Source organism: Streptomyces sp. NPDC026589, from assembly GCF_040638385.1.
In the GTDB taxonomy this organism is placed as follows: domain Bacteria; phylum Actinomycetota; class Actinomycetes; order Streptomycetales; family Streptomycetaceae; genus Streptomyces.
On sequence record NZ_JBEZYG010000001.1, the window covers coordinates 173018 to 197140 of the forward strand.

General features: G+C 72.3%; 21 protein-coding genes. 12 read left to right on the forward strand and 9 right to left on the reverse strand.

The window, feature by feature from the left end; translation table 11 throughout:
• Window positions 1-8: 8 nt before the first annotated feature.
• The 4 genes from AB0F29_RS00780 to AB0F29_RS00795 all read left to right on the forward strand — a co-directional run bounded on the left by AB0F29_RS00780 (window position 9) and on the right by AB0F29_RS00795 (window position 4046).
• Window positions 9-1031 carry an ABC transporter ATP-binding protein gene (locus tag AB0F29_RS00780; RefSeq protein ID WP_361866414.1) on the forward strand — a complete coding sequence of 341 codons (1023 nt, stop codon included), beginning with the start codon at window positions 9-11 and terminating at the stop codon, window positions 1029-1031.
• Window positions 1028-2134: an ABC transporter ATP-binding protein gene (locus AB0F29_RS00785; RefSeq protein WP_361866417.1), complete on the forward strand. Its 1107-nt coding sequence runs from the start codon at window positions 1028-1030 to the stop codon at window positions 2132-2134. The genes AB0F29_RS00780 and AB0F29_RS00785 overlap by 4 nt, the downstream gene beginning before the upstream one ends.
• A 29-nt stretch (window positions 2135-2163) precedes the next feature.
• A complete protein-coding gene (locus tag AB0F29_RS00790) occupies window positions 2164-3678 on the forward strand; it encodes an aldehyde dehydrogenase (protein WP_361866419.1) in 1515 nt (504 codons plus the stop codon).
• An 80-nt stretch (window positions 3679-3758) separates the two neighbouring features.
• Window positions 3759-4046: a muconolactone Delta-isomerase family protein gene (locus AB0F29_RS00795; RefSeq protein WP_361866420.1), complete on the forward strand. Its 288-nt coding sequence runs from the start codon at window positions 3759-3761 to the stop codon at window positions 4044-4046.
• Between the two features lie 228 nt (window positions 4047-4274).
• On the opposite strand, the gene AB0F29_RS00800 is transcribed toward AB0F29_RS00795, so the two are convergent.
• The 4 genes from AB0F29_RS00800 to AB0F29_RS00815 form a co-directional block, all read right to left on the reverse strand.
• Window positions 4275-4952, reverse strand: coding sequence for an SMI1/KNR4 family protein (locus AB0F29_RS00800; protein ID WP_361866421.1), 678 nt, complete (start codon window positions 4950-4952; stop codon window positions 4275-4277).
• A 77-nt stretch (window positions 4953-5029) separates the two neighbouring features.
• Entirely contained in the window at window positions 5030-6340 is a 1311-nt protein-coding gene (locus AB0F29_RS00805) for a hypothetical protein (RefSeq protein ID WP_361866423.1), read from the reverse strand.
• A 276-nt stretch (window positions 6341-6616) separates the two neighbouring features.
• Window positions 6617-7060 carry a hypothetical protein gene (locus AB0F29_RS00810; protein WP_361866424.1) on the reverse strand — a complete coding sequence of 148 codons (444 nt, stop codon included), beginning with the start codon at window positions 7058-7060 and terminating at the stop codon, window positions 6617-6619.
• A 367-nt stretch (window positions 7061-7427) separates the two neighbouring features.
• On the reverse strand, window positions 7428-10451 hold the full coding sequence (locus AB0F29_RS00815; RefSeq protein WP_361866426.1) for a CHAT domain-containing protein: 3024 nt from the start codon (window positions 10449-10451) through the stop codon (window positions 7428-7430).
• A 101-nt stretch (window positions 10452-10552) separates the two neighbouring features.
• Here AB0F29_RS00815 and AB0F29_RS00820 point away from each other — a divergent pair, with 101 nt between their 5' ends.
• The 8 genes from AB0F29_RS00820 (at window position 10553) to AB0F29_RS00855 (ending at window position 19041) form a co-directional block, all read left to right on the forward strand.
• A complete protein-coding gene (locus AB0F29_RS00820; protein ID WP_361866428.1) occupies window positions 10553-10972 on the forward strand; it encodes a hypothetical protein in 420 nt (139 codons plus the stop codon).
• Window positions 10969-11889 (forward strand): hypothetical protein, encoded by a 921-nt coding sequence (locus AB0F29_RS00825; protein ID WP_361866429.1) that lies wholly within the window; start codon window positions 10969-10971, stop codon window positions 11887-11889. Before AB0F29_RS00820 ends, AB0F29_RS00825 begins: the two co-directional genes overlap by 4 nt.
• A 626-nt stretch (window positions 11890-12515) precedes the next feature.
• Window positions 12516-12779 (forward strand): acyl carrier protein, encoded by a 264-nt coding sequence (locus AB0F29_RS00830; RefSeq protein ID WP_361866430.1) that lies wholly within the window; start codon window positions 12516-12518, stop codon window positions 12777-12779.
• Between the two features lie 39 nt (window positions 12780-12818).
• Window positions 12819-13790 carry a chlorinating enzyme gene (locus AB0F29_RS00835; protein ID WP_361866431.1) on the forward strand — a complete coding sequence of 324 codons (972 nt, stop codon included), beginning with the start codon at window positions 12819-12821 and terminating at the stop codon, window positions 13788-13790.
• Between the two features lie 309 nt (window positions 13791-14099).
• Window positions 14100-14825, forward strand: coding sequence for an alpha/beta fold hydrolase (locus AB0F29_RS00840; protein ID WP_361866432.1), 726 nt, complete (start codon window positions 14100-14102; stop codon window positions 14823-14825).
• A gap of 19 nt (window positions 14826-14844) precedes the next feature.
• Window positions 14845-16386 carry an amino acid adenylation domain-containing protein gene (locus tag AB0F29_RS00845; protein WP_361866433.1) on the forward strand — a complete coding sequence of 514 codons (1542 nt, stop codon included), beginning with the start codon at window positions 14845-14847 and terminating at the stop codon, window positions 16384-16386.
• Window positions 16387-16429: 43 nt separating this feature from the next.
• Window positions 16430-17770 (forward strand): cation:proton antiporter, encoded by a 1341-nt coding sequence (locus AB0F29_RS00850; protein ID WP_361866434.1) that lies wholly within the window; start codon window positions 16430-16432, stop codon window positions 17768-17770.
• Window positions 17767-19041, forward strand: coding sequence for a LuxR C-terminal-related transcriptional regulator (locus AB0F29_RS00855; protein WP_361866435.1), 1275 nt, complete (start codon window positions 17767-17769; stop codon window positions 19039-19041). Before AB0F29_RS00850 ends, AB0F29_RS00855 begins: the two co-directional genes overlap by 4 nt.
• Here the strand turns inward: AB0F29_RS00855 and AB0F29_RS00860 are convergent.
• The 5 genes from AB0F29_RS00860 to AB0F29_RS00880 are packed head-to-tail and all read right to left on the reverse strand — an operon-like array spanning window position 18976 to window position 23985.
• Window positions 18976-20406, reverse strand: a complete 1431-nt coding sequence (locus tag AB0F29_RS00860; RefSeq protein ID WP_361866437.1) for an amidase family protein — start codon at window positions 20404-20406, stop codon at window positions 18976-18978. The genes AB0F29_RS00855 and AB0F29_RS00860 overlap by 66 nt on opposite strands.
• A 33-nt stretch (window positions 20407-20439) precedes the next feature.
• Window positions 20440-21786 carry a short-chain dehydrogenase gene (locus tag AB0F29_RS00865; protein WP_361866438.1) on the reverse strand — a complete coding sequence of 449 codons (1347 nt, stop codon included), beginning with the start codon at window positions 21784-21786 and terminating at the stop codon, window positions 20440-20442.
• A 12-nt stretch (window positions 21787-21798) separates the two neighbouring features.
• Window positions 21799-22194 carry a hypothetical protein gene (locus AB0F29_RS00870; protein WP_361866439.1) on the reverse strand — a complete coding sequence of 132 codons (396 nt, stop codon included), beginning with the start codon at window positions 22192-22194 and terminating at the stop codon, window positions 21799-21801.
• Window positions 22195-22238: 44 nt separating this feature from the next.
• The gene (locus tag AB0F29_RS00875; RefSeq protein ID WP_361866441.1) at window positions 22239-23447 is read right to left on the reverse strand and encodes an acyl-CoA dehydrogenase family protein; all 1209 of its coding nucleotides are present in this window, start codon (window positions 23445-23447) and stop codon (window positions 22239-22241) included.
• A gap of 13 nt (window positions 23448-23460) precedes the next feature.
• Window positions 23461-23985: a flavin reductase family protein gene (locus tag AB0F29_RS00880; RefSeq protein WP_361866443.1), complete on the reverse strand. Its 525-nt coding sequence runs from the start codon at window positions 23983-23985 to the stop codon at window positions 23461-23463.
• Window positions 23986-24123: the final 138 nt, after the last annotated feature.

Genomic DNA, 24123 nt, shown 5'->3' on the forward strand with positions numbered 1-24123 from the left:
ACGTCACCGTGACCGTACTGGAAGTCGAACACCTCAAGGTCGCCTACCGCGGCCAGAACCAGGGCGACGACGCCCCCCTGGAGACCGTGCGCGACGTCTCGTTCGGCGTCGCCGCCGGCGAGTCGCTCGGCGTCGTCGGCGAGTCCGGCTGCGGCAAGAGCCAGACGATGCTGGCGGTCCTGCGGATGCTCGCCCCCGCCGGCGTCGAGATCTCCGGCCGGGTGACCTTCGACGGAAAGGACCTGACCGCGCTCACTCCCCGCCAGATGCGGACCGTCCGCGGCTCCGGCATCGGGCTCGTCTCCCAGGACGCGCTCTCCGCCCTCAACCCGGCCATGACCATCGGCCGGCAGATGGCCGAACCCCTCATCCACTACGACGGGTTCAGCCGGCGGGCGGCCGCCTCCCGGTGCGCCGAGCTCCTGGACCTCGTGGGCCTCCCCGCCGCCCGCGAACGGCTCCGCAGCTATCCGCACGAGCTCTCCGGCGGCATGCGCCAGCGCGTTCTGATCGCCATGGCCATCAGCCGCGAACCCCAGGTCCTGATCGCCGACGAGCCCACGACCGCCCTCGACGTCACCATCCAGTCCCAGGTGCTCCAGCTCATCGACCGGCTCCGCAAGGACCTCCGGATGGCCCTCATCCTCATCACCCACGACCTCGGGGTCGTCGCCGGGGTCACCGACCGGATCGCGGTGATGTACGCGGGCCGGATCGTGGAGACGGCCCCGACCACCGCGCTCTTCGACCGTCCGAGCCACCCGTACACCAGGGCGCTGATGGAGTCCATCCCCCGCATGGACCGCGAACGGGTCGAGCGCCTGCCCGCCATCCCCGGCTTCCCGCCCGACCCCGCCGCACCGCCGCCCGGCTGCGCCTTCCGGCCCCGGTGCTCCGCCGCCCGCGCGGCCTGCGAGGACTCCGTCCCGGAACTCCTCCCCCTCACCTCCACCGCCCCCGGCCACCTTGTCCGCTGCCCCTACACCGCACCGGTCCTCGTCGGGGCGGACCACCGAGAGGAGCGCACATGAACGCCGCCGACGCCCTGCCCCCCGTCACCACCGAGCCACCCGAAGCCGGCACCGACGCCGTCGCCGTCACCGACCTCCGCGTCCACTTCCCTCTCCGTACCGGGGTGCTGCGCCGGGTCACCGGCACCGCGCACGCCGTGGACGGGGTCTCCTTCACCGTGCCCGCCCGCTCCATCGTCACCATCGTCGGCGAGAGCGGCAGCGGGAAGACCACCACCGGGCGGGCCCTGGTCGGCCTCTCGCCCGTCACCTCGGGCCGGGTCAGCGTTCACGGCCGGCCCCTGGAGGAGATCCGCCGTACGGGGGCGCTGCCCCGGCTAGCCCAGATCGTCTACCAGGACCCGTACGCCAGCCTCAACCCGCGGATGACCGTCAGGGCGATGATCCGCGAGGTCATCACCGTTCACCGGACGACGCCCCGCGAGAAGACCGGGGCTCGGGTCGAGGAACTCCTCGCGCAGGTCGGCCTCCGTACGGAGCTGGCCGACCGCTATCCCCACGAGCTCTCCGGCGGCCAGCGCCAGCGCGCGGCCATCGCCCGCGCCCTGGCGGTCGAGCCCCGCTTCATCGTCTGCGACGAGATCGTCTCCGCGCTCGACGTCAGCATCCAGGGCCAGATCGTCAACCTCCTCAAGGACCTCCGCCGCGAACAGGACGTCAGCTTCCTGTTCATCTCCCACGACATGAGCGTGGTGCGGCACATCTCGGACCACGTCATCGTCATGTACGGCGGTCTGATCATGGAGAGCGGCCCCTGCGACGAGGTGTTCTCCGCACCCCGCCACCCCTACACGCACGCGCTGCTGGCTGCCGTGCCCGTGCCCGACCCCCGCGCCCCAGGTCTCCGCAGCGAGATCCGCACCCGGGCGGAACCCCCGGACCCGGCCGCTCCGCTGGCCGGCTGCCGCTTCCAGCGCTCCTGTCCGTTCGCCACCGAGGTCTGCCGCGAAGGCGCGCCGCCCCCGACCGTCGCCACCGGGGCCGCCGGGGCCACCGGACACACGCTGGCCTGCCATCACGCCGACGCCCCGGAGGTACGGGCCGCACTGTCCCGGAACAGCACGCCCCTGGAAACCCCGTCCTCGGAAACCCCGGCCTCATAAACTCCTCCCCCGGAAAGGACCACCGCTCCATGAACACCCCCGACAACACCTCCGAGAACGCTCCCGGCGGCCCGCGCGCCATGGAGGACTACACCTCCCACACGGGCGGGGCACGGCGCGCGCCGGCCGGCACGGCGGTGCCGCTGACCGACCCGGCGACCGGGGAGGTCTGGGCCCGTGCGTACCAGGACCCGGAAGCCGTGGACGCCGCTGTCGAGGCCGCCCGCACCGCGTTCCTCGCCCCGTCCTGGGGCGCGCTTCCCGCCCACGCCCGCGCCGATCTGCTGTACCGCCTCGGCGATGTGCTGGTCGCGCACACCGAGGAACTCGCGGTACTGGAAACCCGGGCGAACGGCAAACCCCTCACCGCCACCCGGGGCGAGGTCGGCGCGCTGGCCCGTTGGTACCGCTACTTCGCGGCCGTGGCGGAGACCATGGAGGACGTCTCCCGCCCGCTCAGCGGCACGGCGAGGGCACTCATCACCCAGGAACCGCTGGGCGTCGTCGCCGCGCTCACCCCCTTCAACGGCGCGCTCTCCCTGGGCTCCTGGAAACTCGCCCCGGCGCTGGCCGCCGGCAACACCGTGATCCTCAAGCCGCCGCCGCAGGCCCCCGCCTCCTCGGTGCGCCTGGCCGAACTGGCCCTGGAGGCGGGGTTCCCGCCCGGGGTGATCGGCGTCGTCATCGGCGGTGCCGACGAGGGCCGCCGCCTCACCGAGCACCCCGACGTCGCCATGGTCACCTTCACCGGCAGCACCGCCGTCGCCCGGACCCTCGGGGCGCGCGCGGCCGAGCGGATGAAGCGCTACGTCTGCGAGGCCGGCGGCAAGTCCGCACACATCGTCTTCGCCGACGGCGACCTCGACGCGGCCGTCGTCGCGGCCCGGCAGGGCGCCTTCTCCGCGGCCGGCCAGACCTGTGTCGCGGGCTCCCGGATCCTCGTCCAGCGCGAGGTGTACGAGGAGTTCCTCCGCAGGTACGGCGAAGCGGTCGGGCGGCTGCGGGTCGGCGACCCCCGCGACCCGCGCACCCACGTCGGGCCGGTGGCCTCGGCAGCGGCTCTGGAGCGGATCGAGGGGTATGTGGACGACGCCCTCGCGAAGGGCGCGCGGGCCGTCACCGGCGGGAAGCGGGCCACCGTCGCCGCGCCGGTCGAGGCGGGCTTCTGGTACGAGCCGACCGTGCTGGCCGACGCCTCGCCCGACCTCGCGGTCTGCCGGGAGGAGGTCTTCGGCCCGGTCGTCACGGTGCACCCCTTCGACACCGAGGACGAGGCGGTCACGCTCGCCAACTCCGTCGAGTACGGCCTGGCCGCGGGCTTCTGGACCCGCGACGCGGCGCGCGCGCACCGGGTGGCCCGACGGCTGGAGGCGGGCGTGGTCTGGGTGAACACCTACCGGCTGCTGCACTGGAGCGTGCCCTTCGGCGGCTACAAACAGTCCGGCCTGGGCCGGGAGAACGGCGTCGAGGCCGTCGCCGAGTTCCTCCAGACGAAGTCCGTCATCACCGAACACGGCACCCCGGCCGACCCGTTCGGCGGCTGACCGTCACCCGCCCCCTCACCGCCGGCCCATCGGCCTGCCCGCCTCCGGAATCTCTCAGCCCCAGGAACAGGACGCGTCCCATGGAATTCCTCGTCAACATCCGCATCACCTGGCCCGAAGCCATGGACCCCGATCTCAAGACGAAGGTCTCCGACGACGAGCGCCGCCGCGCCGCCGAACTCGCCGCGTCCGGGTCCCTGGTCCGGATGTGGCGGGTGCCCGGCCGGACCGAGAACTGGGGACTGTGGCGTGCGGCGGACCCCACCGAACTCCACGCCATCATCTCGTCGCTGCCGGTATGGCCCTGGATGGACGTCACGGTGCACGCCCTCGCCGATCACCCGGTCGACCCGGGGCCGACGGCATGATGGCACGACGGCACCCGCGACGGTGACGGGAAGTCCGTCGACCGCGTCGGCGTTCAGCCGGAGCTGCCCCCGGCGGACGCACGCACCGCGACGCCTGCCCGCCGGTCCCGTCTCCTCCGAGTACCGAGGAGCCGAGGTGCGCCACCTGGGGCGGTTGCCGCCGGGCGCCGGGTAACGCGACCCGTCGCGGAAGGCGGCGACGGCCGGGCGCCGGGCCCCGGCGCCCGGTCACGCGGCCAACGACGCGAGCTCCGCCTTGTGCAGCCAGTCGACGTACCAGCGGGTGAAAGTGAGCGGCTTCCCAGCCTGGTCGAGGAGCGGGGCGAGGTCGGCATCGTCCGCCCGGCAGTCGGACCAGATGGTGCCGCGGTGGGCGCCGGTGATGATCAGCCACTCCCTCTGGGCGCAGCCGAGGTGGGAGATCACGAGGGCGCCGGCGGTGCGCTCGGGGGCGAACATCAGGGCTTCCCAGCGTTCGTCCCACGATGCGATGGCGTCGTCGAACTCCTCGATCTCGTCGAAGTCCTCTTCTTCAGGACGAACAGCGAGGAGCGCGTCGAGGTCTGCGGGGTTCGGGCCGTGGTCAGGAAAGGGCTGAGCGAGCATGGCGAGATCGGCCAGGTCGGCACCGTCTCCTTCCCAGCGCCAGCGGCCTTGAACGCGGCGAACGGGGAAGAGGCCGTACGCAGGACCCGCGCCGCCGGCGCCCACGCGGGTGAGGAAGGTGCGGTAGTCATCCGGCAACCGCACGCCTACCTGCGCTTCGAGTTCAGCCAGCCCCCCATCCGTCAGCGGGTCTTCCAGAACCCACCTGTGCCCGAGCGAGCCGAACACCTTGCCGCGCGACGGCTGAGTACCCAAAGCGACCACACGCTGACGCACCCCGCTCCACTGCTGTTCAACCATGCACAGACCGTACGGGGAGCTACTGACAGCGATACCGGTCAGGGAGGCACGCAGGCGCTTCACGGGCTGCAGAGTCTTCAGATGCAGTACGCGCCTGTTGGCACGCCGTGGGCAACTCCGTACGGGGTCAGGGCGATGACGCAGACACCGCGTGAGGCGGTCTCCGAGTTGATGCGGAGAGGGCTGGTCCCGAGATGCTGGGCGATCTGGGGTGCGAGTTCGAACGCTGCCCATTGCCATTCGTCGGCGTCGTCCTCGGATTCCAGCGCGGCGTCCCATACGGGCTGGAGGCCGAGCTCCTCTCTGCGTGTCTGTTCGAACGTCAGGGGATCGCCCAGGGTGAGCAGATGGTCCTCGCCTTCGCCGGTCTCGCTGTAGCGTCGGAGCACCTTGCCGTGCTCAGTGACGAGCCACGCGGAGCCATCGCCTTGAGCGCCGTAGTAGTACGCCTCGGCGCGTCCGTAGCGTGAGCTGAGGAGAGTGCAGAGCCTCAGGACGTCCTCGCTCCGTTCCTCGTTGCAGGGGTCGCACCACGCGCCGAGCACGAAGGTCCAGCCGTCGAGTTCAGGGGTGACGAAGACCCTGGTGAAGCGCCCGTGGCTTTCCGGCTCGGCGTCATGTCCGTCGGAGTCCACGATGTCGTTGCCGAGCGCGAAGGTCACCGGTCTCGGGTCTGTGAGGCCCAGGATGCTGATGATCCCGGCCTGATCCCCGCTCGGCACCGCGATCCAGTGGTTCCAGCATGCCCCCGACGCGGTCGGCCGGTCATCCGGGAGCTTCACACGGATGAGACGCTCGACTGCCGCCACGTCTTGCGCGGGCAGCACGGTCTCACCGCCGAGCGCCGCGAGGACAGTCAGCGCCCGGGCACGCTGTCGGCCGGGCCCCGCCCGCCGGATCTGCTGGAGCAGAGGAACAAGGTTGGCTTCGATCTCCTTGCCACGGATCACCAAGGTGTCCTGCGCCTGTTGGGCCACCTCAGGGTCGGGGTCACCGAGCAACGGCAACAGAGCGGGGACCGTCGACACGCCGACCCCATCACAGCGCCGTATCCCGACCACCGCCTGCCGTCGGACGAACGCCGAGGTATGAGACATCGCCGTGACGTACTGGTCCAGAAAACCCGCGCCCAGCCATGTGAACGCGAGGCCGACCCTGTCCTTGGCCTCCGCCGTGGACGCGTCGAGGAGCCCCCGGACCAGGCAGTCGAACGCCGCGTCCCCGATGCGCTGGAGCACGGGCACGGCATCCAGCCAGCGCACCGGCGACAACTCATCCGCCAGCTCACGCACGATGGCCTCCGCCGCCACCTCCCCGCCGCTGACCAGTACCTCCGCCGCCGCGACGCACCGGTCCGGGCAGCCCAAGTCCCTCACCAAGCCATTCATCGAACCCCTCCCAGTGACCTTCCGCCCGATGACGGCATGATCGCGCATACCTACGACAACGCACCGAGCCGCCGGACCCACCGACCGGTTTCACCTCGCTGCTGAACGCCGCCGACCACAGCTCCGTCCGGTCACGCCGCACCTTGCGGTGACCCGGCTCGAAAGCGGTGCTGTGGCGTCCCGCTGCGGCGGCACGATGTGCCGGACGACGACTGCGCAGGGCGACCAGAACACTCCGACCGGCCAACCACGCTGTTGAGAGGCCAGGTACAGCGCTCAGTACTTGATCTCTTTGGCTTCGTACCCTTCGAGCCCCGTCGTGACGAGGGCCGGTACGAGGGCGTGCAGGTACCAGGCGAGGTCGGTGAACGCGGGCGCCGCCGGGATGTGCCGACGGTCGATGCCGGGCGAGAAGCAGACTTCCCTGCGGCCGGGCATCAGCATGAACATCCCGCCGGTCCCGGCTTCCGGGTGGTAGACGTTGATGGCCACGGTGTACGGCAGGTTGCCGGGCGCGTCCAGGCGCACCAGCACCTCATTGATGTCTTCGGGGGCGTTGGTGTACCACTCGTACACATCATCCGCGTCGTTGATCATGTGGGTGACACCCCCGACAGGGTCCTCCACCGACCAGCCCACCGCGGCTAGGGCATCCACGATCGAGCGTGCGGTCGTCGGGTGCGCGAACGTGAAGTCGATGTCGGCGTCTCTGGATCCCACGGAACCTCCGCTCAGCGTGGCGCAGCCACGCATGCTCACCCTTCGAACGCAGGGCCGTCGATCGATTTTCCATCAGGTCCAGGCCTCGACCGTCGCTGGGACGGTGCGCCATAACGGCTCCGACGGCCAACTCTGTTGCTGAGGAACTGCTGCGCGCCGGTGCGGACCAGGACGGCCAGACCTGTGTGATGGCGACGACCCACGATCCGGTCACCGCCGGACACCCGGATACGGTGCCTGCCCGAACCCTCCAGCGTCAGCGACGGGCCCCGTCCGTGAGGGGCCCCGTCCGTGACACGCCGGTCTGCCAGGATCCGCTCGACTCCTGAGCTGGGCGGATATTCACTCGGACTTCGGAACAGGCTTCTCATGCCCCGTAGTGCACGTGCGCGCCCCACAACGTGGGAGTGTCGGGGTTCTGTTCGCGTCGGGCGCGAACCGCCTCGTGGAGGGCATGGGCGGCCCCCACGGCGCCGGAGCCGCTGGAGAAGGCCGGATCAGTCGTCACATGGGCGTAGAAGTGATGCGCGATCTCGGCGGCCTCCTCGTCGTCCACGGGCCACAGCGTCCCGATCACTTGAGTGAAGCCCGCCGTATGGAAGGCACCGGTGATGTGCATCGCCTCGTCGGCCAGTGCGGCGCGCCCGCGCAGCGTGTCGCACGCGGAGAGGTACGCCAGCTCTGCGCGGTCCAGCCGGAGCCGGGCGATGTCCGCCGTGGTCAGCAGGTGTTCGGCATGGTCGTGGAGCAGCAGGTGGCCCCCGGAGTCGGCGTCGGCGGCGCTGACCGCGTGGCAGGCGATGTGGGCCCATGTGTGGCGGGGCAGGGCATCGAGCACGCTCCGGTGGTTCGCCCGGGGGCCGGTCAGTGTCAGCTCCACCGGCAGGTGCTGCGCCAGTGCGCGCGCCTCACTCTCGGCCCGGCCCAGCTCGGCGGCGCCGGGAGTGTGGCGCAGGGCGACGGCGAGCGTGCGGCGGGTGGGTGAGGAGGGACGTGTGCGGGCGCGCAGCAGTTCGCGGACTGTGGTGGTGTACGAGGACACGACGCGGTCCAGCGTGTTCGCGCCCGGTGTCGCCGGCAGACCGGCGGCGTGCAGCGGCAGGACGGTGAGCGGGCCGGTCGGGACCCACCACATCCGGGGTGGTGTCCGGCCATCGAGTGGGGCCCCGGTGAAGCCGAGTACGTCCAGAACCGGTTCGGCAACGGCTTCCCAGAGCCAGGCGAGCGTCCGGACGATGTCCTGCTGCGCCGCCGCCTGTTCGGTGAGGGGCAGTCCCGTGCCGGTTGCCTTGCGCAGGTTCTCCGTGAAAGCACCGGATCTCCTCAGCAGGTCGTCGTAGTGCACGCGCGGCAGCGGCAGCGACCGCAGGCGCCCGTGCTGGAGCAGTAACGCGTGGCATCCGAGAGCACTGACGTTGATGACGGCGACGGCACCGTGCGCGCCCGCCTCGGCCGCCATCCGGACGGGGTCGGGGGGCTGGAGGAAGTCGGAGAATCCGGGCGTGTCACGCACCGTGCGTATGAGGTCGTCCCACTGGGCGGCGAGCGCGTGCCGTTCCTCACCCGGCAGTGGAACGGCACCGTGCGACACGTCCGCGGCGAGGGGCGGTGGCGAGAAACCGGCCGCCTCCGGGCGGTCCAGCTCGCGGCACAACTCTTCGTAACGATCAGCGAGTCGGGGATGGCGGGCACGTAACTCGGTCACATCGGTACGCGCGTCGAGAGCCTGGCCCAACATGACGCCACGGCCCTGTTCCAGCTGGCGCAGCGCGGCGTACGGGTCGGGCGGGAGCAGGCTGAGTGAGCAGGCGGCGGCATCACGGGCGAGGCCGACGCTCTGCCCCAGTTGCCGCTCCCGGTCGCCGCGCGGCAGGGACTGCGTGCTCAGGCGCGGCATCAGTTCGAGGGCGAGATCGAAGGCCGTCTGTGCCTTCTGTCGTGCCCGGTGGGCCCGTGCGCCCGACTCCGACATCGCCTTCAGCATCCACAGGGCGGCCAGCAGCCGAGCCGCGTAGACACGCAGCCGGACGGCCAGGGTGGTGTCGTGAGCGGACGAGTCGAGGTCGTCCGCGAGCCGGCGCGGGGAGGTGCTCCTGCTCGCGCCGCTCAGGCCCGCCTCGGCGAATCTGGCCGAGGTCAGATGGGTCTGGATGATCCCGTGCATCACGTGACCGGGCGGTGTGGCGGCGGCCGCCTCCTCGGCCGCACGGACCGAAGCCCTCAGCCGGTCCCGGTTCTCCTTCGACAGCCCTTGCGAGAAGGTGAGTTTCAGGAACTCCGGGAGCGGCATCAACAGGGCGTCGGGGTCGGACAGATGGCGCAGGCCCGCCGCGTGTTCGAACTCGGCGCGGGTGGCGGCGGCGTGCGCCGCGAGCCGTTCGACACGGTTGGGGTGACTCCGGGGAGTGGCAGCCAGCGCGCTGCGGGACGCCGAGACCGCGGCAGTGAGGTCGCGGAGGTCTCCACGCGCACGGTAGAGATCCTGCAGAACGAGGCTGAGGTTGGACTGGAAACGCGCCCACGTGGGATGCGTCTGCGCCGTCCCCGCCAGGGCCTCACGGGCCAGGTCGGCGGCGCGGGCCAGTGTCCGGGCGTCTTTTTTGTCGCGTGCCCACGCATGGTGCATGCGCAGCGCTTCCGCGAGGTTGGAGGCGGCCATGGTGACGCCGCCGCGTTGGCCGCCCGCCCGGGCCAGACTGAGCGACTCCTCCAGCGTCCTGATGGCCTCGCCGAGTGCCGTGGAGTCCTGGTATGCCTCGGCCTTCGACTTCAGGACGCTGGCCAGGGTATTGAGCCGCGACACCCGGATCGGGTCGCCGGACGGGGTGTACCGCAGCGCCGTGCGGATCTCCTCGATGGCTTCGTCCAGGTCGGCGGGGCCGGTGGCGGCCGACCAGCGGGTGACCAGCGCCCCCGTGAGGTTGGCCCGGCAGGCAGGCACCATGGGGTGGTACGGGGGCGCGGCGGCGACGGCGTCGCGCAGGTGGGCGACGGCCTGGTCGATGTCCGCACGCCGGCCGAAGCGTTCGTAGCGCGACCAGCCGCACTTGCCCAGCCCGTTCAGCGCGGCGGCGCGCAGCTCCCCCGGGGCGGCCGTGCGCAGCACGCGGGTGAAGAGCCGTACCGCCTCGTCGAGGTGGCGTGGCTCGTGTGTGACGTCGAACATCTCGTGCAGTTGCTCGCCGCGTCCGATCGTCTCGATCGCCTCGTCCGAGGAGCCGGATCCCGGTGTCCGGAACGGACCGGCCGGCGGTGTCGGGCCGCCGAAATTCGGAGGACCGGCAGGACGGCCGTCGGGCCCCGTGCCGAAGAGCGCCATCAGGGCGGCCAGGGCCTCTTCCTCCTCGCGCCGCTTCGCACGCCTGCGCTTCCCGCCGCGCCTTCCGAACATGGCCGCGCCCCCGTTCGCCTGCGCTCCTCAGTGTCGGGACAGTGCCCCGGTCACCCAACTAGCATTGAACCAGGGGGCGCTGAGGAAACACAGGGGGTCGTATGACAGCAACAGCGGCATCGGATGGCGGTGGCACGACCTCCTCCAGGGCCGTGCTCGCGCGGATCTGCGCCGAGCTGGAGGAGATCCGAGCGCTCGCCGACGCTGCGGGAGAGGCGGCGGGCCTGGAGGCCGAGCGCATCCTCGGCGTACTGCGCGAAGGCGGTGACGTCACTGGCGCGCAGGGCGACCTGCACCGGCTGCTGCGGCGTGCCGGCGTCGCCGCAGGGCTCAACGGCATCACGCGCGGCGCGGGCATCGGCGGTCTGCCGGCCGTACGGGGACACCCGGTCGCGCCGCCCGTGCTGGTCTGCCCGGTCGGCCGCTGCTCGCGCGCCGTCCTGCTCGACGACCCGCCGCAGGTGCCCCGTGAGTGCCGGCTGCACGCGCGGCGGCTGCGCCGACTCGACTCCCCCGCGTGAACAGCCTGCTGTCGGAGCTGGGCAAGAGCCTGGCCACCCGCTGGCTCAGCTACCTGGTGCCGACGAGTCTGCTTTTCCTGGGGGCCGTGGGGACGGGGGCGGTCCTTGGTCACCAGCGGTGGTACGACCTGCCGGTGGTCGTGCGCCGCCTCGACACCCTGGCCTCCCGCCCCGGCGAACGGTCGCTGGGCACGGCGCTGGCGGTCGCGGCCGGAATCGTTCTGCTGGCCGTGGCAACGGGGCTGCTGGTGCGGGCGCTGGGCGGGGGCGTCGACCGGCTGTGGAGCGGCGACTGGCCACGCGTACTTCGGTGGCCCAGTGCACGACTGACCCGCCGCCGGAGAGCGCGGTGGGCCCTCGCCGACGAGCGGGTCAGGGATGCCTGGCGTGCTCACGCCCGGCTCCGCGACACCCCGGAAAGCGGCCGGACGGAGTTCAGCGACCAGGAACCGGCACGGTTGATCGCGGAGCGCGACCGAGTCTGTCTCGTCCCACCGGAGGGCCCCACCTGGGCGGGTGACCGCGTCCGCGCGGCGGACCGGAGGGTCCTCACCACGTACGGCCTGGATCTGGGTGCGGCCTGGCCCCGACTGTGGCTGCTGACCTCCGAGGACGTCCACGCGGAGTTGCGCACGGCACGCCAGGCGTACGACGCGGCCTCCCAGCTCGTCGCCTGGTCAACGCTCTATCTGGCACTCGCCGCGTGGTGGTGGCCCGCGCTGCTGATCGCGGCAGCCACCTGCGCGGTCGGCATCCGGCGCGGCCACGCGGCGATGGAGACGTTCTGCCTGCTGGCCGAGTCCGTGGTCGATCTTCACGGCCGTGGTCTGGCTGCCGCGCTCGGATTCCCCCACGCGGGCCCGCTGCGCCCGGGCGTCGGACGGGACGTCACCATCCAGCTGCGCAAGGACGTGTGAGCGGCCCCGCTTCGCGGCCTCCGCGCTCACCTGCACCACGCCGGTAGCGCGGTCCCGGCCCGCGTCGGCGAGGTGGTCCGCGCGGCGGGCCGCATCCCGCTGCTCGGGGTGCTGGCCGCCCGCGCCGGACCCGAAAGCCTCTGGCCCGGCCGGAACGCCGCCGTGCCGTGTCGACCATCGTCATGGTCCGACGCGCCGCCGCACGTACGACGATCGGCTCCGCCCTCAGGGCGGAGCCCCGTCCTGGATGCCCCCGGCGGAGTGGTCACCCGTTCCCCGACGGTGCACCGTGAGCCTCGGTACGTCGGCGGAAGACCGATCCGGTCCGGCCACGGCCGACCGGGCGTTGAGCCGTTCCGGCGCCCCGGACCGAGAGGACGGAACTCTCGTCCGGCAGAAACCCGCACCATGTTCGTGGCGCATTTTCCTGGCGTATGTTCGCGGGGCATACCCCCCAAGTATCCGGCATTACCGCGCTCGTCCGGGCGGCCATAGAGTGAGGCGCGCAGCAAGCCATGCACATGTGCCTGGCCCTGTGCAAAGTGTACGGAGACGCTCCGGCTCGCAAATGATTCCGACTATGGCCGGAGGCCCGTACGCGACCCTACGAGAGGAGTCTGGCGACCATGCCCGTTTCCATTCCTGAGGGCGTGCACGAACTTCAGAAGCTGCTCGTCGACTGGGTGGGCGAAGCCGTCGAGAATCCGGAGGTGTCCCCCGAGGACAACTTCCTGGATCTCGGGGGTCACTCGCTCCTCGCCATGAACCTCAACACACTCGTCCAGCAGCGCTTCGGACACGAACTGGACGTGAAGGTCCTGTTCGAGGAGTCGCTCGGCAGCGCGATCGCAGAACTGCACGGGCGGATGGCCGGACAGCCTGCCACGTAATTCGTTCACCCAGTATTCGGACCAGAGACTGGAGTAGCCGTGAATGACCGCACCGCTGATTTCCGACTGAGCCCCGAAGAACTCGCCACGTTCGAGGAGCAGGGCTTCATCGGCCCCATCAAGGTGTATGAACCCGAGGAGATGGAGAAGCGCTGGAACCAGATACGCCGAGCCATTCCGGACCGTTCGCGGGCGATCTACCCGGAAGACGCGCTGGGCGCGGTGACCAACCTCTCCAACTACGACCGGCACCTCGACATAGATCTGCTCAGCGAGCACATCATGCAGCAGGCGATCGTGGAGCGGGTGGCCTCCATCCTCGGCCCGGACCTGCTGTGCTGGCGCACCGAGTTCTTCCCGAAGTACCAGGGCGACGAGGGCACCGACTGGCACCAGGCGTCGACGTTCGCCCACTCCAGCGGCCGCCCCCAGATCCGGTGGCCCGCGGAGAACAACGCGCCCGCGTTCGGCGGCACGATCACCGCCTGGACGGCGTTCACCCATTCGACCCGTGAGAACGGCTGCCTCCAGCTCATGCCGGGCACGCACCGGGTGATGAACTACGACGAGTCGCTCGGCATGTCCTACAACCCGGACACGATCAACAAGCGGGAGAAGGACAGCGTCCGGCGTGGCTTCTTCGGATACGACTACCGCGACCTCCAGAAGGACCCCGACTGGCGCCCCGACGAGTCCAAGGCGTTCTCCCTCGTCATGCAGCCCGGTGAGTGCGTGATCTTCTGGTCGACCCTGATGCACGGTTCGCTGCCGCACACCGGCAGCAAGAAGGACTACCGCATGGGGTTCGCGACCCGGTACGTACCGACGCAGGTCGAGGTCTACCCGGACCTCGGCGACGTGTCCGAGTACGGCGGCACGATCCCGCTGGACAACTTCGCCTCCGTGCTCGTCTCCGGCAAGGACGAGTACGGCCACAACACGGTCACCGACCAGAACCGCCGCGGCCACAGGTTCAGCCCGTGGGACTTCCGGGAGGCATACAGCGGCTGACGCCCCGGGCCCGTGCCGGCGGCGGGCCGGCCTGCGGGCCGTGGGAGCCCGGCCCGCAGGCCGGTCCCGCAGCACGTGACCGGCGACGCCCGGAAGGGGCGCGGCGGCGCGACGCCGCGTCGCATCGCGGCCCCTGCCCCGGGCAGGAGCCGCGGTGACGTGGCGGCCCACCGCCCCACCACCGCGGCCCCCGCCCCGGCCCCCGCCCCGGCCGGCGCCCCTCCGGCGCCGCGCCCGCGCGCCCGGCCCGGGCCCCCGCGTCCCTTCCGGTCACGCTGCTCCGTCCCCACCTTTCAGGAAGGCGCACCGATGACCGTGCTCGCCCTGTTCCATCACGCCGGAGGCTCGGCGGCCGTGTTCCGCCGGCTGGTCCAACTGCTGCCCGACGACATCCGGCCCGTGGTGGCCGAGCTGCCCGGCCGGGGCCGCCGCTGGCGGGAGCCCGCCCCGCACACCGCTGAGGAGGCCGTCCGGGATCTGGCCGACCTGCTCACCGCGGAGGTGCGACCCGACGAGGAACTGTCCATCTTCGGCCACAGCATGGGCGCCTACCTCGGGCTCGGCGTGGCCGCGGCCCTGGAGCGGCGCGGCGGACCGCGCTGCCAGACCCTCTTCGCCTCCGCCAACCTGGCCCCGCAGCTCGGATCCCCGCTGTTCCCCGACGGCGTCGCCGCCGCTTCCGACGAAGAGGTGCTGGCCTGCGCGGCCCGGTTCGACGCACTGGACGAACGGCTGCTCGGCCACCCCCACATCGCCGACCGCGCCGTAGCCCTGCTGCGGTGCGACTTCGACGTCTGCGACTCCTTCATCCGCACCATGGCCGGGACCGTGACCGAGAGCCACATCGTCGTCTGCCGCGGAGAGCAGGACGCCTTCGGCGACGAGCACACCGACCCGTGGCAGTGGCGCAGCGTCCAGCCGCTCACCACCCTCACGTTCCCCGGCGGCCACCTCTACCTGGAGGCGGCCGGGGCCGAACCGCTCGCGGTGGCGATCGCTTCGGTCATGAGCGAACCGGCGCGGTCCCGAACCTGATCCGGCCTGGGAGCCCCCAATGAACGAGGCAGTGAGTTCCAACGGCAACCCCCCTCTCGCCCACGAACTGTTCGAGGCACGGCGCAGGTCCCACCCCGACCGCCCCGCCGTGCTGTGGGGCGAGCGGTCCCTCGGCTACGAGGAGCTGGGGCGCGACGCGGACCGGCTCGCCCACGCGCTGCGACGGGAAGGCGTCACCGGGCAGCCCGTCGGGGTGTTCTTCGAGCGGGGCTTCTCCATCGCCGTCGCGGTCCTCGGCGTACTCAAGGCCGGCTGCGCCTACGTGCCGCTCGACCCCGCCTATCCCGAAGAACGGCTCGCGGCCATGGTGCGCGACAGCGGTACGCGGGTCCTGCTGACCGAGAAAGCGCTCCTGGACCGCATCCCGCTGCCGGACGGCACCCGTGCGCTCCTCCTGGAGGACGCCCTGTCCGCCGTCGAGGACGCGCCCCCGCCGACGGTGCCGGAGATCGGCCCGGACACCCTCGCGTACGTCATCTACACGTCCGGGTCCAGCGGGGTGCCCAAGGGCGTGGCCATGCCCCACGGTCCGCTCGCCAACCTGATCGACTGGCAGTGCGCGCACTCCGCCTGCGGCGCCGGCGACCGGACCCTCCAGTTCTCCGCGCTCAGCTTCGACGTCTCCTTCCAGGAGATGTTCAGCACCTGGGCGTCCGGCGGGGCCCTGGTGGTGGCCGACGACGCGACCCGCCGGAGCTGGCAGGCCCTGATCGACCTGCTGAACAGCGCCTCGGTGCGGCGCATGTTCCTGCCGTTCGTCGCGCTCCAGTCGATCGCCGCGCACGCCGACTCGGTCGGTGTGTGGCCGGCCTCCCTCCGCGAGGTCGTCACCGCCGGCGAACAGCTCCAGGTGACACCCGCCGTGCGGGCCTTGTTCCGGCGCCTGGACGGGGCGGTGCTGGTCAACCAGTACGGTCCCTCCGAGACCCATGTGGTGACCTCGCTCGAACTCCGCGGCGACCCGGACGAGTGGCCCGACCAGCCCAGCATCGGCCGTCCCATCGCCCACGTCGAGGCGTACGTCCTCGACGAGCGGCTGCGCCCGCGGCAGCCCGGCACACCGGGAGAACTGTGCATCGGCGGCCCGGTGCTCGCCCAGGGCTACCTGGGTATGCCCGAGGCGACCGCCGCACGGTTCCGGACCGTACCCGGCCTGGCCGGCGGCGGGCGGATCTACCGCACGGGCGACCTCGTCGAACTCCGGCCGGACGGCATCCTGCAGTTCCTCGGCCGGCTGGACGACCAGGTGAAGATCCGGGGCCACCGGGTGGAGACCGGAGAGGTCGAGGCGCACCTGCGAACCCTGCCCGAGGTCGCCGACGCGGCGGTGGTCGTGCGGGAGGGGCCCGGCGGCGTCAAGCAGCTGGTGGCGTTCTGCGTCCCGGCACGCGGCGCCGAGGTGGTGGCCTCCGCGGTCCGGCGCAGTCTGTCCGCACGGCTGCCCGACCACATGATCCCCTCGTCGGTCCGTCCCCTGCCCGCGCTGCCGCTCACCTCCAGCGGCAAGGTCGACCGCAGGACGCTGGCGCGGGGTCTCTGACCGTCATCCGCTCCCCCTTTTTTCGAGAAGGAAGAGGCCAAGCATGTCGACGCACGGTCCGGCCCTGCACGGTCCGGCCCTCAGCGCGGGAGAGGGCGCCGGCGTCACCGGGATCGTCCTGGTGGGCGTGGCCCTGGTGCTGATCGCCGCGTTCCTGTTCTCCACCGCGGCCAAACGGGTCCGCCAGCCCGCGGTGATGGGCGAGATCGTCGCCGGAATAGCCCTGGGGCCGAGTCTGCTCGGGCTGCTGCCCGGCGATCTGCCCGGACTGCTGTTCCCCCCGGCGGCCCGCCCGTATCTGGACGTCCTCGCCCAACTGGGCCTGGTGCTCTTCATGTTCGGGGTCGGCTACCAACTGAGCCTGTCGCACGTGAAGGGCGTCGGACGGCACATCGCCCTGGTGTCGTTCAGCTCGGTGGCGCTGCCGTTCGTCATGGGCGCCGCGCTCGCCGTGCTGCTCTACCCGTGGCTCGACAAGTCGCAGCTGAAGACGGACGGGATGCTCGGCCCCGCGCTGTTCCTCGGCGCCGCGATGTCCATCACGGCCTTCCCCGTGCTCGCCAGGATCATCATCGAACGGGGCCTGCAGAAACACCGGGTGGGCGCGGTGGCCCTGGTCAGCGCCGCCATCCAGGACGTGATCGCCTGGACCGTGCTGGCCGCCGTCGTCACCGTCGTCAGCGTCAGCGGCCTGTGGTCGCTCGGCCGGACCATCGGCGGCGCCCTGGCCTTCGGCCTCGTGCTGATCCTCCTGGTGCGGCCGGCCCTGGCCTGGCTGCTGGCCCCGCAGCGGTCCTGGGCCGGCAACACGCCGACCGTCCACGTCGTGCTCTGCTCCGGGCTGCTGGCCAGCGCGTGGATCACCGACGAGATCGGCCTGCACGCGGTGTTCGGCGCCTTCCTGTTCGGGGCCGTCGCGCCCCGCCGCCACATCGACGCGACCGCCCCCGAGGTGCCGGAGCGCATCGACCAGACGAGCCTGCTGCTGCTCCCGGTGTTCTTCACCGTCACCGGGCTCTCCGTGGACCTCGCCGGGCTCGGCGCCCAAGGACTCGTCATGGTCCTCGCGACCGTCGCGGTGGCGTGCGCGGGCAAGTTCCTCGGCGCCATGGGCGCCGCCCGGATCTCCGGCTCCGGCGGCCGCGAGGCCACCGTGCTGGGCATCCTGCTCAACGCCCGCGGACTGACCGAACTCGTCGTCCTCAACGTGGGGTTGAGCCTGGGTGCGCTCGACAGCCGGCTGTTCACGGCGATGGTCGTGATGGCCCTGCTCACCACCCTGATGACGGGCCCCCTGCTGAGCCGCTTCCCGCTCGACGCCGAGCCGGTCCCGGCGCCCGCGCCGCGGCCCGTGAAGCACGCCGGAAAGGACGCTGCCCGATGACCGGAACCACCGCGGGTCAGCTGGCGTCGCCGCCCGCCACGCGGGTCACACCCCTCACCCCCGCCCCGCCGCGCCTGCCGCTGCGCGGGCGTGAGGAGGAGATGGCCCGCGCGCGGCAGGCCCTGGAGTTCGGCGCCGACGGCGGCTGCGCCCTCGTGACGGTCGAGGGGCCGCCCGGCTCCGGCCGGACCCGGTTCCTCGACGAGTGCGCGGCCCTGGCGCGGCAGCTCGGCTATGTGACGGGCCCCCGGTCCGGGCATCCCGGGCCGGCCGACGGGCCCCGGCTGATCGTTCTGGACGACCCGCACTTCCTGGCGGAAGAGCCGGGCGAGACCCTGCTCGCCCGGCGGCACGCCCCGTACGGCGACCGGGCGCTGGTCCGGCTGGTGGCGCGCCGCCGGGGCGCCGGGCCGGGGGGTACCGGCCCGCTGGCCGTCTGTCCCACCGGGCACCACGCGCGGATCCGCCTCGACGCGTTGCGTCCCCCGGCCGCCCTCCAGGTCGCCGCCGACCTGCTGGGGGTTGCGCCCTCCGCGCCGCTCGCCCGCGTCCTGCTGGGCGCGGGCGGGCATCCGAAACTGCTGGTGGAGCTGGTGGAGGGGATGCGCGAGGAGCAGTCGCTCCGGGTGGGGGCCCACGAGGCGCAGCTGGTCGAGGACCGCATCCCGCGCCGGCTGCGGGTGCTCCTGCAGTCGATGCTCCTGGACTTCCCGGACGAGTGCCGCCAGCTGCTGCGGGTGGCGGCCGTCCTCGGCAGGGAGAGCACGGTCGACGACCTGCTGTCGATCCTCCAGGTGCCGCCTTCCGCCCTGCTGCTCGCCCTGGACCGGCTGATCAGCACCGGCATGCTGGCGGTCGGCAGCACCCAGGTCCGCTTCCGCAACGAGCTGCTGTGGCGGCTCGTCGTCGACTCGGTGCCGGTCCCGCTGAGGCAGGCGCTGCGCCGCCAGGCGGCCGACTGCCGGCAGGGCCCGCGTCCGGCGGCCAGGCCGGCGGTGCCGGCCGGGCCGCCGGACCTCAACGACCAGGAGAGCCGGATCGTGCAGCTGGTCGCCGAAGGGCTGACCAACAAGCAGATGGCCCGGCGGCTGGGGATCTCGCCCCACACCGTCAACTACCACCTGAAGAAGCTGTTCCAGAAGACCGGGGTCAACTCCCGCATCGCCCTGCTGCGGGAGACCGGCTGGAACGACCCGTCCGAGGAGTCACCCGAGCCGGGGCCGCGCGTGCGCCCACGGCCGGGCGCCTTCGAATGCGGCGGCCAGCTCTAGCAGCCGGTCCTCGGCCCCGGGGGCGCCGACGAGCTGGACGCCGACCGGCAGGCCCCCCGCGGCCACCCCTGCGGGCACCGAGAGCGCCGGCTGGCCGGTGATGTTGAAGGGGTAGGCGAAGGCCAGCCAGTCGGCGTACTCGCGCCACCGCTCCTCGAACCCCGTGCCCTCGGGAACCGCCCCGAGGACCGGCGGGAGCACGGTGAGCGTGGGGGTGAGCAGGACGTCGTACCGGGTCCAGAAGCCCAGCACCTCGGCCGCCCGCCGCTGGGCGGCCGCCAGGGCGGCGCAGTAGTCGACCGCGCCGAGCCGTTCGCCGCGCAGGGCGATATCGAGGCTCGTCGACTCCAGCTCGGCCAGCTCCCCGGGCGGTATGCCGCGGACCATGGTGGCCACGTTCGTGGCGATGACCGTCAGCAGCGGGTCCAGGAGTCCGCCGAGGTCGGGGGCGTCCTCGACCAGCTCGACGTCCAGCTCGCCGAAGGCCGACACCGCCCGCTCGAACACCTCCCGCACCGCGGGGACGACCGTGCCGTGCGGCGGTGTGCACGTGTAGGCCACGCGCGGCCGCCGCGGCGGCCGCGCCCCGGGTGCGAGGAAGGGGGTGGAGCGCGCGGGCAGCCCGTACGGTTCCCCGACGGACGGGCCCGCCATCACGTCGAGCATCAGGGCCGTGTCGCCGACCGTACGGGCCATCGGGCCGTTGCTGACGTAACCCGCCCACTGCTCCTGGGAGGCGGGCGCCCACGGGATCCGGCCGCGGGTGGGTTTGAGCCCCACGACGCCGCAGGCGGACGCGGGGGCCCGCACGGAGCCGGCCCCGTCGGCGGCCAGGGCGAGCGGGCCGATGCCGGCGGCCACGGCGGCGGCCGCGCCGCCGCTGGAGCCCGCCGGGCTGTGCTCGGTGTTCCACGGGTTGCGGGTGGCCGGGAAGGCCCGGTTGTCCGTCGTGATCCGCAGCCCGAACTCCGGCATGTTGGTGGTGCCGACGAGGATGCCGCCCGCCCGCCGCAGCCGGGCGACCACCTCGCTGTCGAAGGCGGGCCGGTAGCCGGTGAAGGGCCGCGACCCGTAGGAGGTCGGCAGGTGGGCCGACTCGTGGGCGTCCTTGACGGTGAACGGGACCCCGTGCAGCGGGCCCCGTTCCTCCGGCGGCAGGGCGTCCGCGGCACGGGCGTCGGCGAGCGCGCCCTCCGCCCGTACGGCGGTCACCGCGTTCAGCCGGGGGTTCACCTCCGCCAGGCGGCCGAGGACCGCTTCGGTGACCTCGAGGGCGGACAGTTCCTTGTCGCGGATCAGGTCGCGCAGCTCGGAGGCGGGCCGGAAGACCGGGGACTCGGTGGGCGGGTGGGGCGGTGATTCCATCGGAAGGTGCTCCCTTGCGGTTCGTGACGGGCTTCAGTCGCCCGCTCGTACGAGGGCGAGGACGAGCTCCACGCAGCTGTCGGCGAGCCGCTCCGCGCGGTCGTCCCGGACGATCCCCTGGGCGTAGGTGAAGTTCCAGGCGAGCTGGTGGTGGGTGGAGTTGACGGTGGCGACGAACGCGCCCACCACCGAGAGCGAGGCGATGAACTGGGCGCCGGACGCCCGCAGCGGCCCGATGGTGTCCGGGAACGGGAACCTGCCGATGTTGGAGAGGCAGAAGTTGATCGGCCCCTTCTCGTCCAGATGCCGCACGAACGGCAGGCTCTCGGCCAGGTTCTGCGGCCCGGTCCCGCCGATCCCGTTGATCATGGAGAACTGCTCGCCCCGAGCCTTGCGCGCCTTGAGGTCGGCGCTGATCTCCCGGGCCGTCTCCCACAGCGGGCGGTCCGCCCGGTGCTCGACGAGGGTGGGGATCGTCGCCACGTAACTGCCCACGTCGTCGGGGCCCACCGCCGGCTCCAGGTCGCCCCGGAAGTCGACCGGGGAGCCGATCGAGTACCAGGCTCCCTCGTCGGCCCCGGCGTCCACGGCGAGCGCCCGCACCATCGCGGCGGCGAGCACCCCGTGAACGGTGACCCCGCGGGCCCGGCAGGCGCGGGCGAGCCGGTCCAGCGCCGGGCCTTCCAGCGACCGGTGGAGGAACCGGGTGCGGCGCTCCTCGAAGGGCACCGGCCGGTCCGCGTCCACCCGGCGGGGGCGCAGCCGTTCGAGGTCGCCCTCGTCGCGGTCGGCCTTCGCCTTCGCCCGTACCTGCCCCGCGGCGCCGCGGTGCTCGGGCGGGAACAGTTCCTCGGCCGGGGGCAGCACCGTACGCGGTTCCACGGTGCCGCCGACGGCCAGCTCCGCCCACTGCCGCAGCAGCGAGATGAGCGTGGTCCCGTCCGCGATGACGTGCAGCAGGCTCAGGATCAGGTCGTGCACCTCGCCGTCCGGCCCGGGGCCGCTGAGGACGACGGCCGTGGCGAGCGGGCCGGCCTGCGGGTCGATGCGGCCGTTGACGAGTTCCTCGTCCACGACGCGCTGCCAGCCGTCCTCCACGGCCTCCGGCGAACCGAGGGTCCGGTGGTCGAGCGGGATAGGACGGTCGTCCACCGCGACGAAGCGCGGGTGCCGGCCCGTCGGGTCGGCCTCGACCGCCACCCGCAGCAGCGGGTGGCGGGCCTGGAGTCCGTCCAGGGCGGTGCGCAGCGAGGCGCGGGAGACGGGCCCGTGCAGGCGGACCCGTCCGACGACGTTCAGCGGTGAGATCTGGTCGGCTATCCAGTACCAGCGCTCCAGCGGGCTCAGTTCCCGCCGGACCGCCCCGGAGGTCGTGGACACGGGCGTCCCCGGTCAGTCGACCGGCGACGCGGAGAGCGGCCGGAACATGCCCGCGCTCGCCCGGGTCTCCGGGGTGGTCTGCCAGGGCGGGTTGGTGCCGAAGGCGATCAGGACCTTCTCGCCGTCGGCCCGGAAGGCGACGGGCTCGCCCTGCTCCACCCACACCATCTCGTGCGGGCCGGCGCTCACCGAGCCTCCTTCGAAGTCCACGGCGAACCGGCCGGTCAGCACGACGATGAACTCGTCGTAGCTGGGCACCCATTCCATGACATCGCCGGGGTGCAGGCAGGCGAAGCCCGCCCCCATCGACTTCGGGACGCCGTCGTCGGCCAGGTCGCCGATGTAGATGCGGGTGTCCGCGAACTGCTGCCAGTTCGCCTCTTTCGTTCCGTACGTGTGTGCGGCCATGTCCGACTCCTTCACGAGGTGTTCCGCCTGGCGGGCTGTCCGCGTCAGACCAGTGGAGAGATCTGCTCCTCCACGCCCAGCAGGGCCTTGCCGTACATTTCCTTGATCATCGAGGGCTGGAGGATGGCGTGCCGGGCGCTCACGGCCGAGTCCCGCCAGATCCGCTGGAGCGGGTTGGTCTCGGCGAAGCCGGCCGCGCCGTACGCGGTCAGCAGGATGTCGATCGCCTCGGTGATGTGCCCGATCGCCCCGCTGAGGTCCGCCCGCGCCTGGATGCGCTGGAGCGGATCCAGGGCCTCGCCGCGCCGCGCCGCGCCGTCGATGTCCGCGGTGGCGCGGTGGACGTGGAGGTGAGCGGTGTCGATCTTCTGCGCCGCATCGGCGACCCGCAGTTGGAAGGCCGTCGAGTCGCGCTGCTTCTCGAAGTAGGTGAACGTGATGGCCTTCTCGGCGGACTTGCTCCTGACCAGCTCCAGCGCCGCACGGCCCAGCCCGAGCTGGGGGGCCACCAGGGGGGCGGCGGTGAGGAACTGCACGAAGGCGGAGCGGGGGTGGGGTCCGCCGGACCGCTGCACCGGGTAGTCGCCGGCCATCGCCTTCGGCACCGACACCACCCGGTGGTCCGGTACGAAGATGTCCTGGGCCACCAGGCAGTTGCTGCCGGTCGCGCGCATCCCGGCGACGAACCAGGTGTCCTCCACCGTGTAGTCGGCGGCGGGGATCAGGGCGATGCCCTGGTCGACGATCTGCCCGGTGGAGTCAGGGACCGGGAAGCCGATCACGGACCAGCCGGCGTGCCAGGAGCCCGAGGCGTAGTGCCAGCGGCCGGAGACCCGGTAGCCGCCGTCGACCCGCTCGGCGGTCGCGCTGGGCGTCAGCACGCCGGAGATCCGGGTGTCGGGGTCGGCCCCGAACACCTCGTCCTGGGCCTGCTCCGGGAAGAGGCTGGTGACCCAGGCCAGCGAGCTGCCGACCCCGACCACCCACGAGGCGCTGCCGTCCCCCTCGGCGAGGGTCGCGGACACGTCGACCAGGGTGCGCAGGGACACCTCGTGGCCGCCGTACCGCTTCGGCACGGCCAGCCGGAACATGCCGCCGGCGGTGAGGGATTTGACGGATTCATCGGTCAGCCGGCGGTCGCGCTCCCCCTGCTCGGCATTGCGGGCGAGAAGCGGGACGAGTTCCCTTGCGGTGCGGAGCAGCTCGGACGATTCCGAGGAATGGAGTTCGTTCTCGGTCCGGGTGTCGGCCATGGAAATCTCCGTCTCAGTGGGCGAATGCCGCGATGTGGTCGGTGAGGGAACGGGTATGCGTCGGTGCTGCCGCGGAATGCGTGCCGAACGTCCGGCGGCCGTAGACGAGCGGGGCGGCGCCCCGGGTTCCGGAGACCCGGGTCACCAGTCCGAGCAGCAGCAGGTGGTCCCCGCCGGGGACGTACCGCTGGAGCTCGCACACGAGCCACCCCGGGGCCTTGCGCAGACGCGGGAGGCCGTCGTCCGGGCACCAGTCGGCCCGGTCGAACCGGTCGGCGGCCGAGGAGGCGAACGCCCCGGCCACGTCCGCCTGTCCGGCCCCGAGCAGGTTCACGCCGAACCGCTCGGACCGCAGGATCTTCGGCAGCAGCCGGGAGCGCTGCTCCAGCGCGACGGTCACCATGGGCGGCCGCAGCGACAGCGAGGTGAGCGAGCCGACGGTCGTGCCGTGGGGCAGCCCGTCCGCCATCGCCGTGACCACCGCCACCGGGGTGCAGACATCGGCCATGAAATCCTTGAAATCTCGCTCCGTAACCATTCCTTCTCCCCAGAGCGTGAATGGGCCAGGCGTTTTCACGGGGCCGTTCCGGCGGGTTCGCCGGCCGTGCGGAAATCCGGCCGGGCTTTTCTTCCGTGCCGTGCGACGCTGCGTACGCTAGCCAGGGGCGCGGGGCGC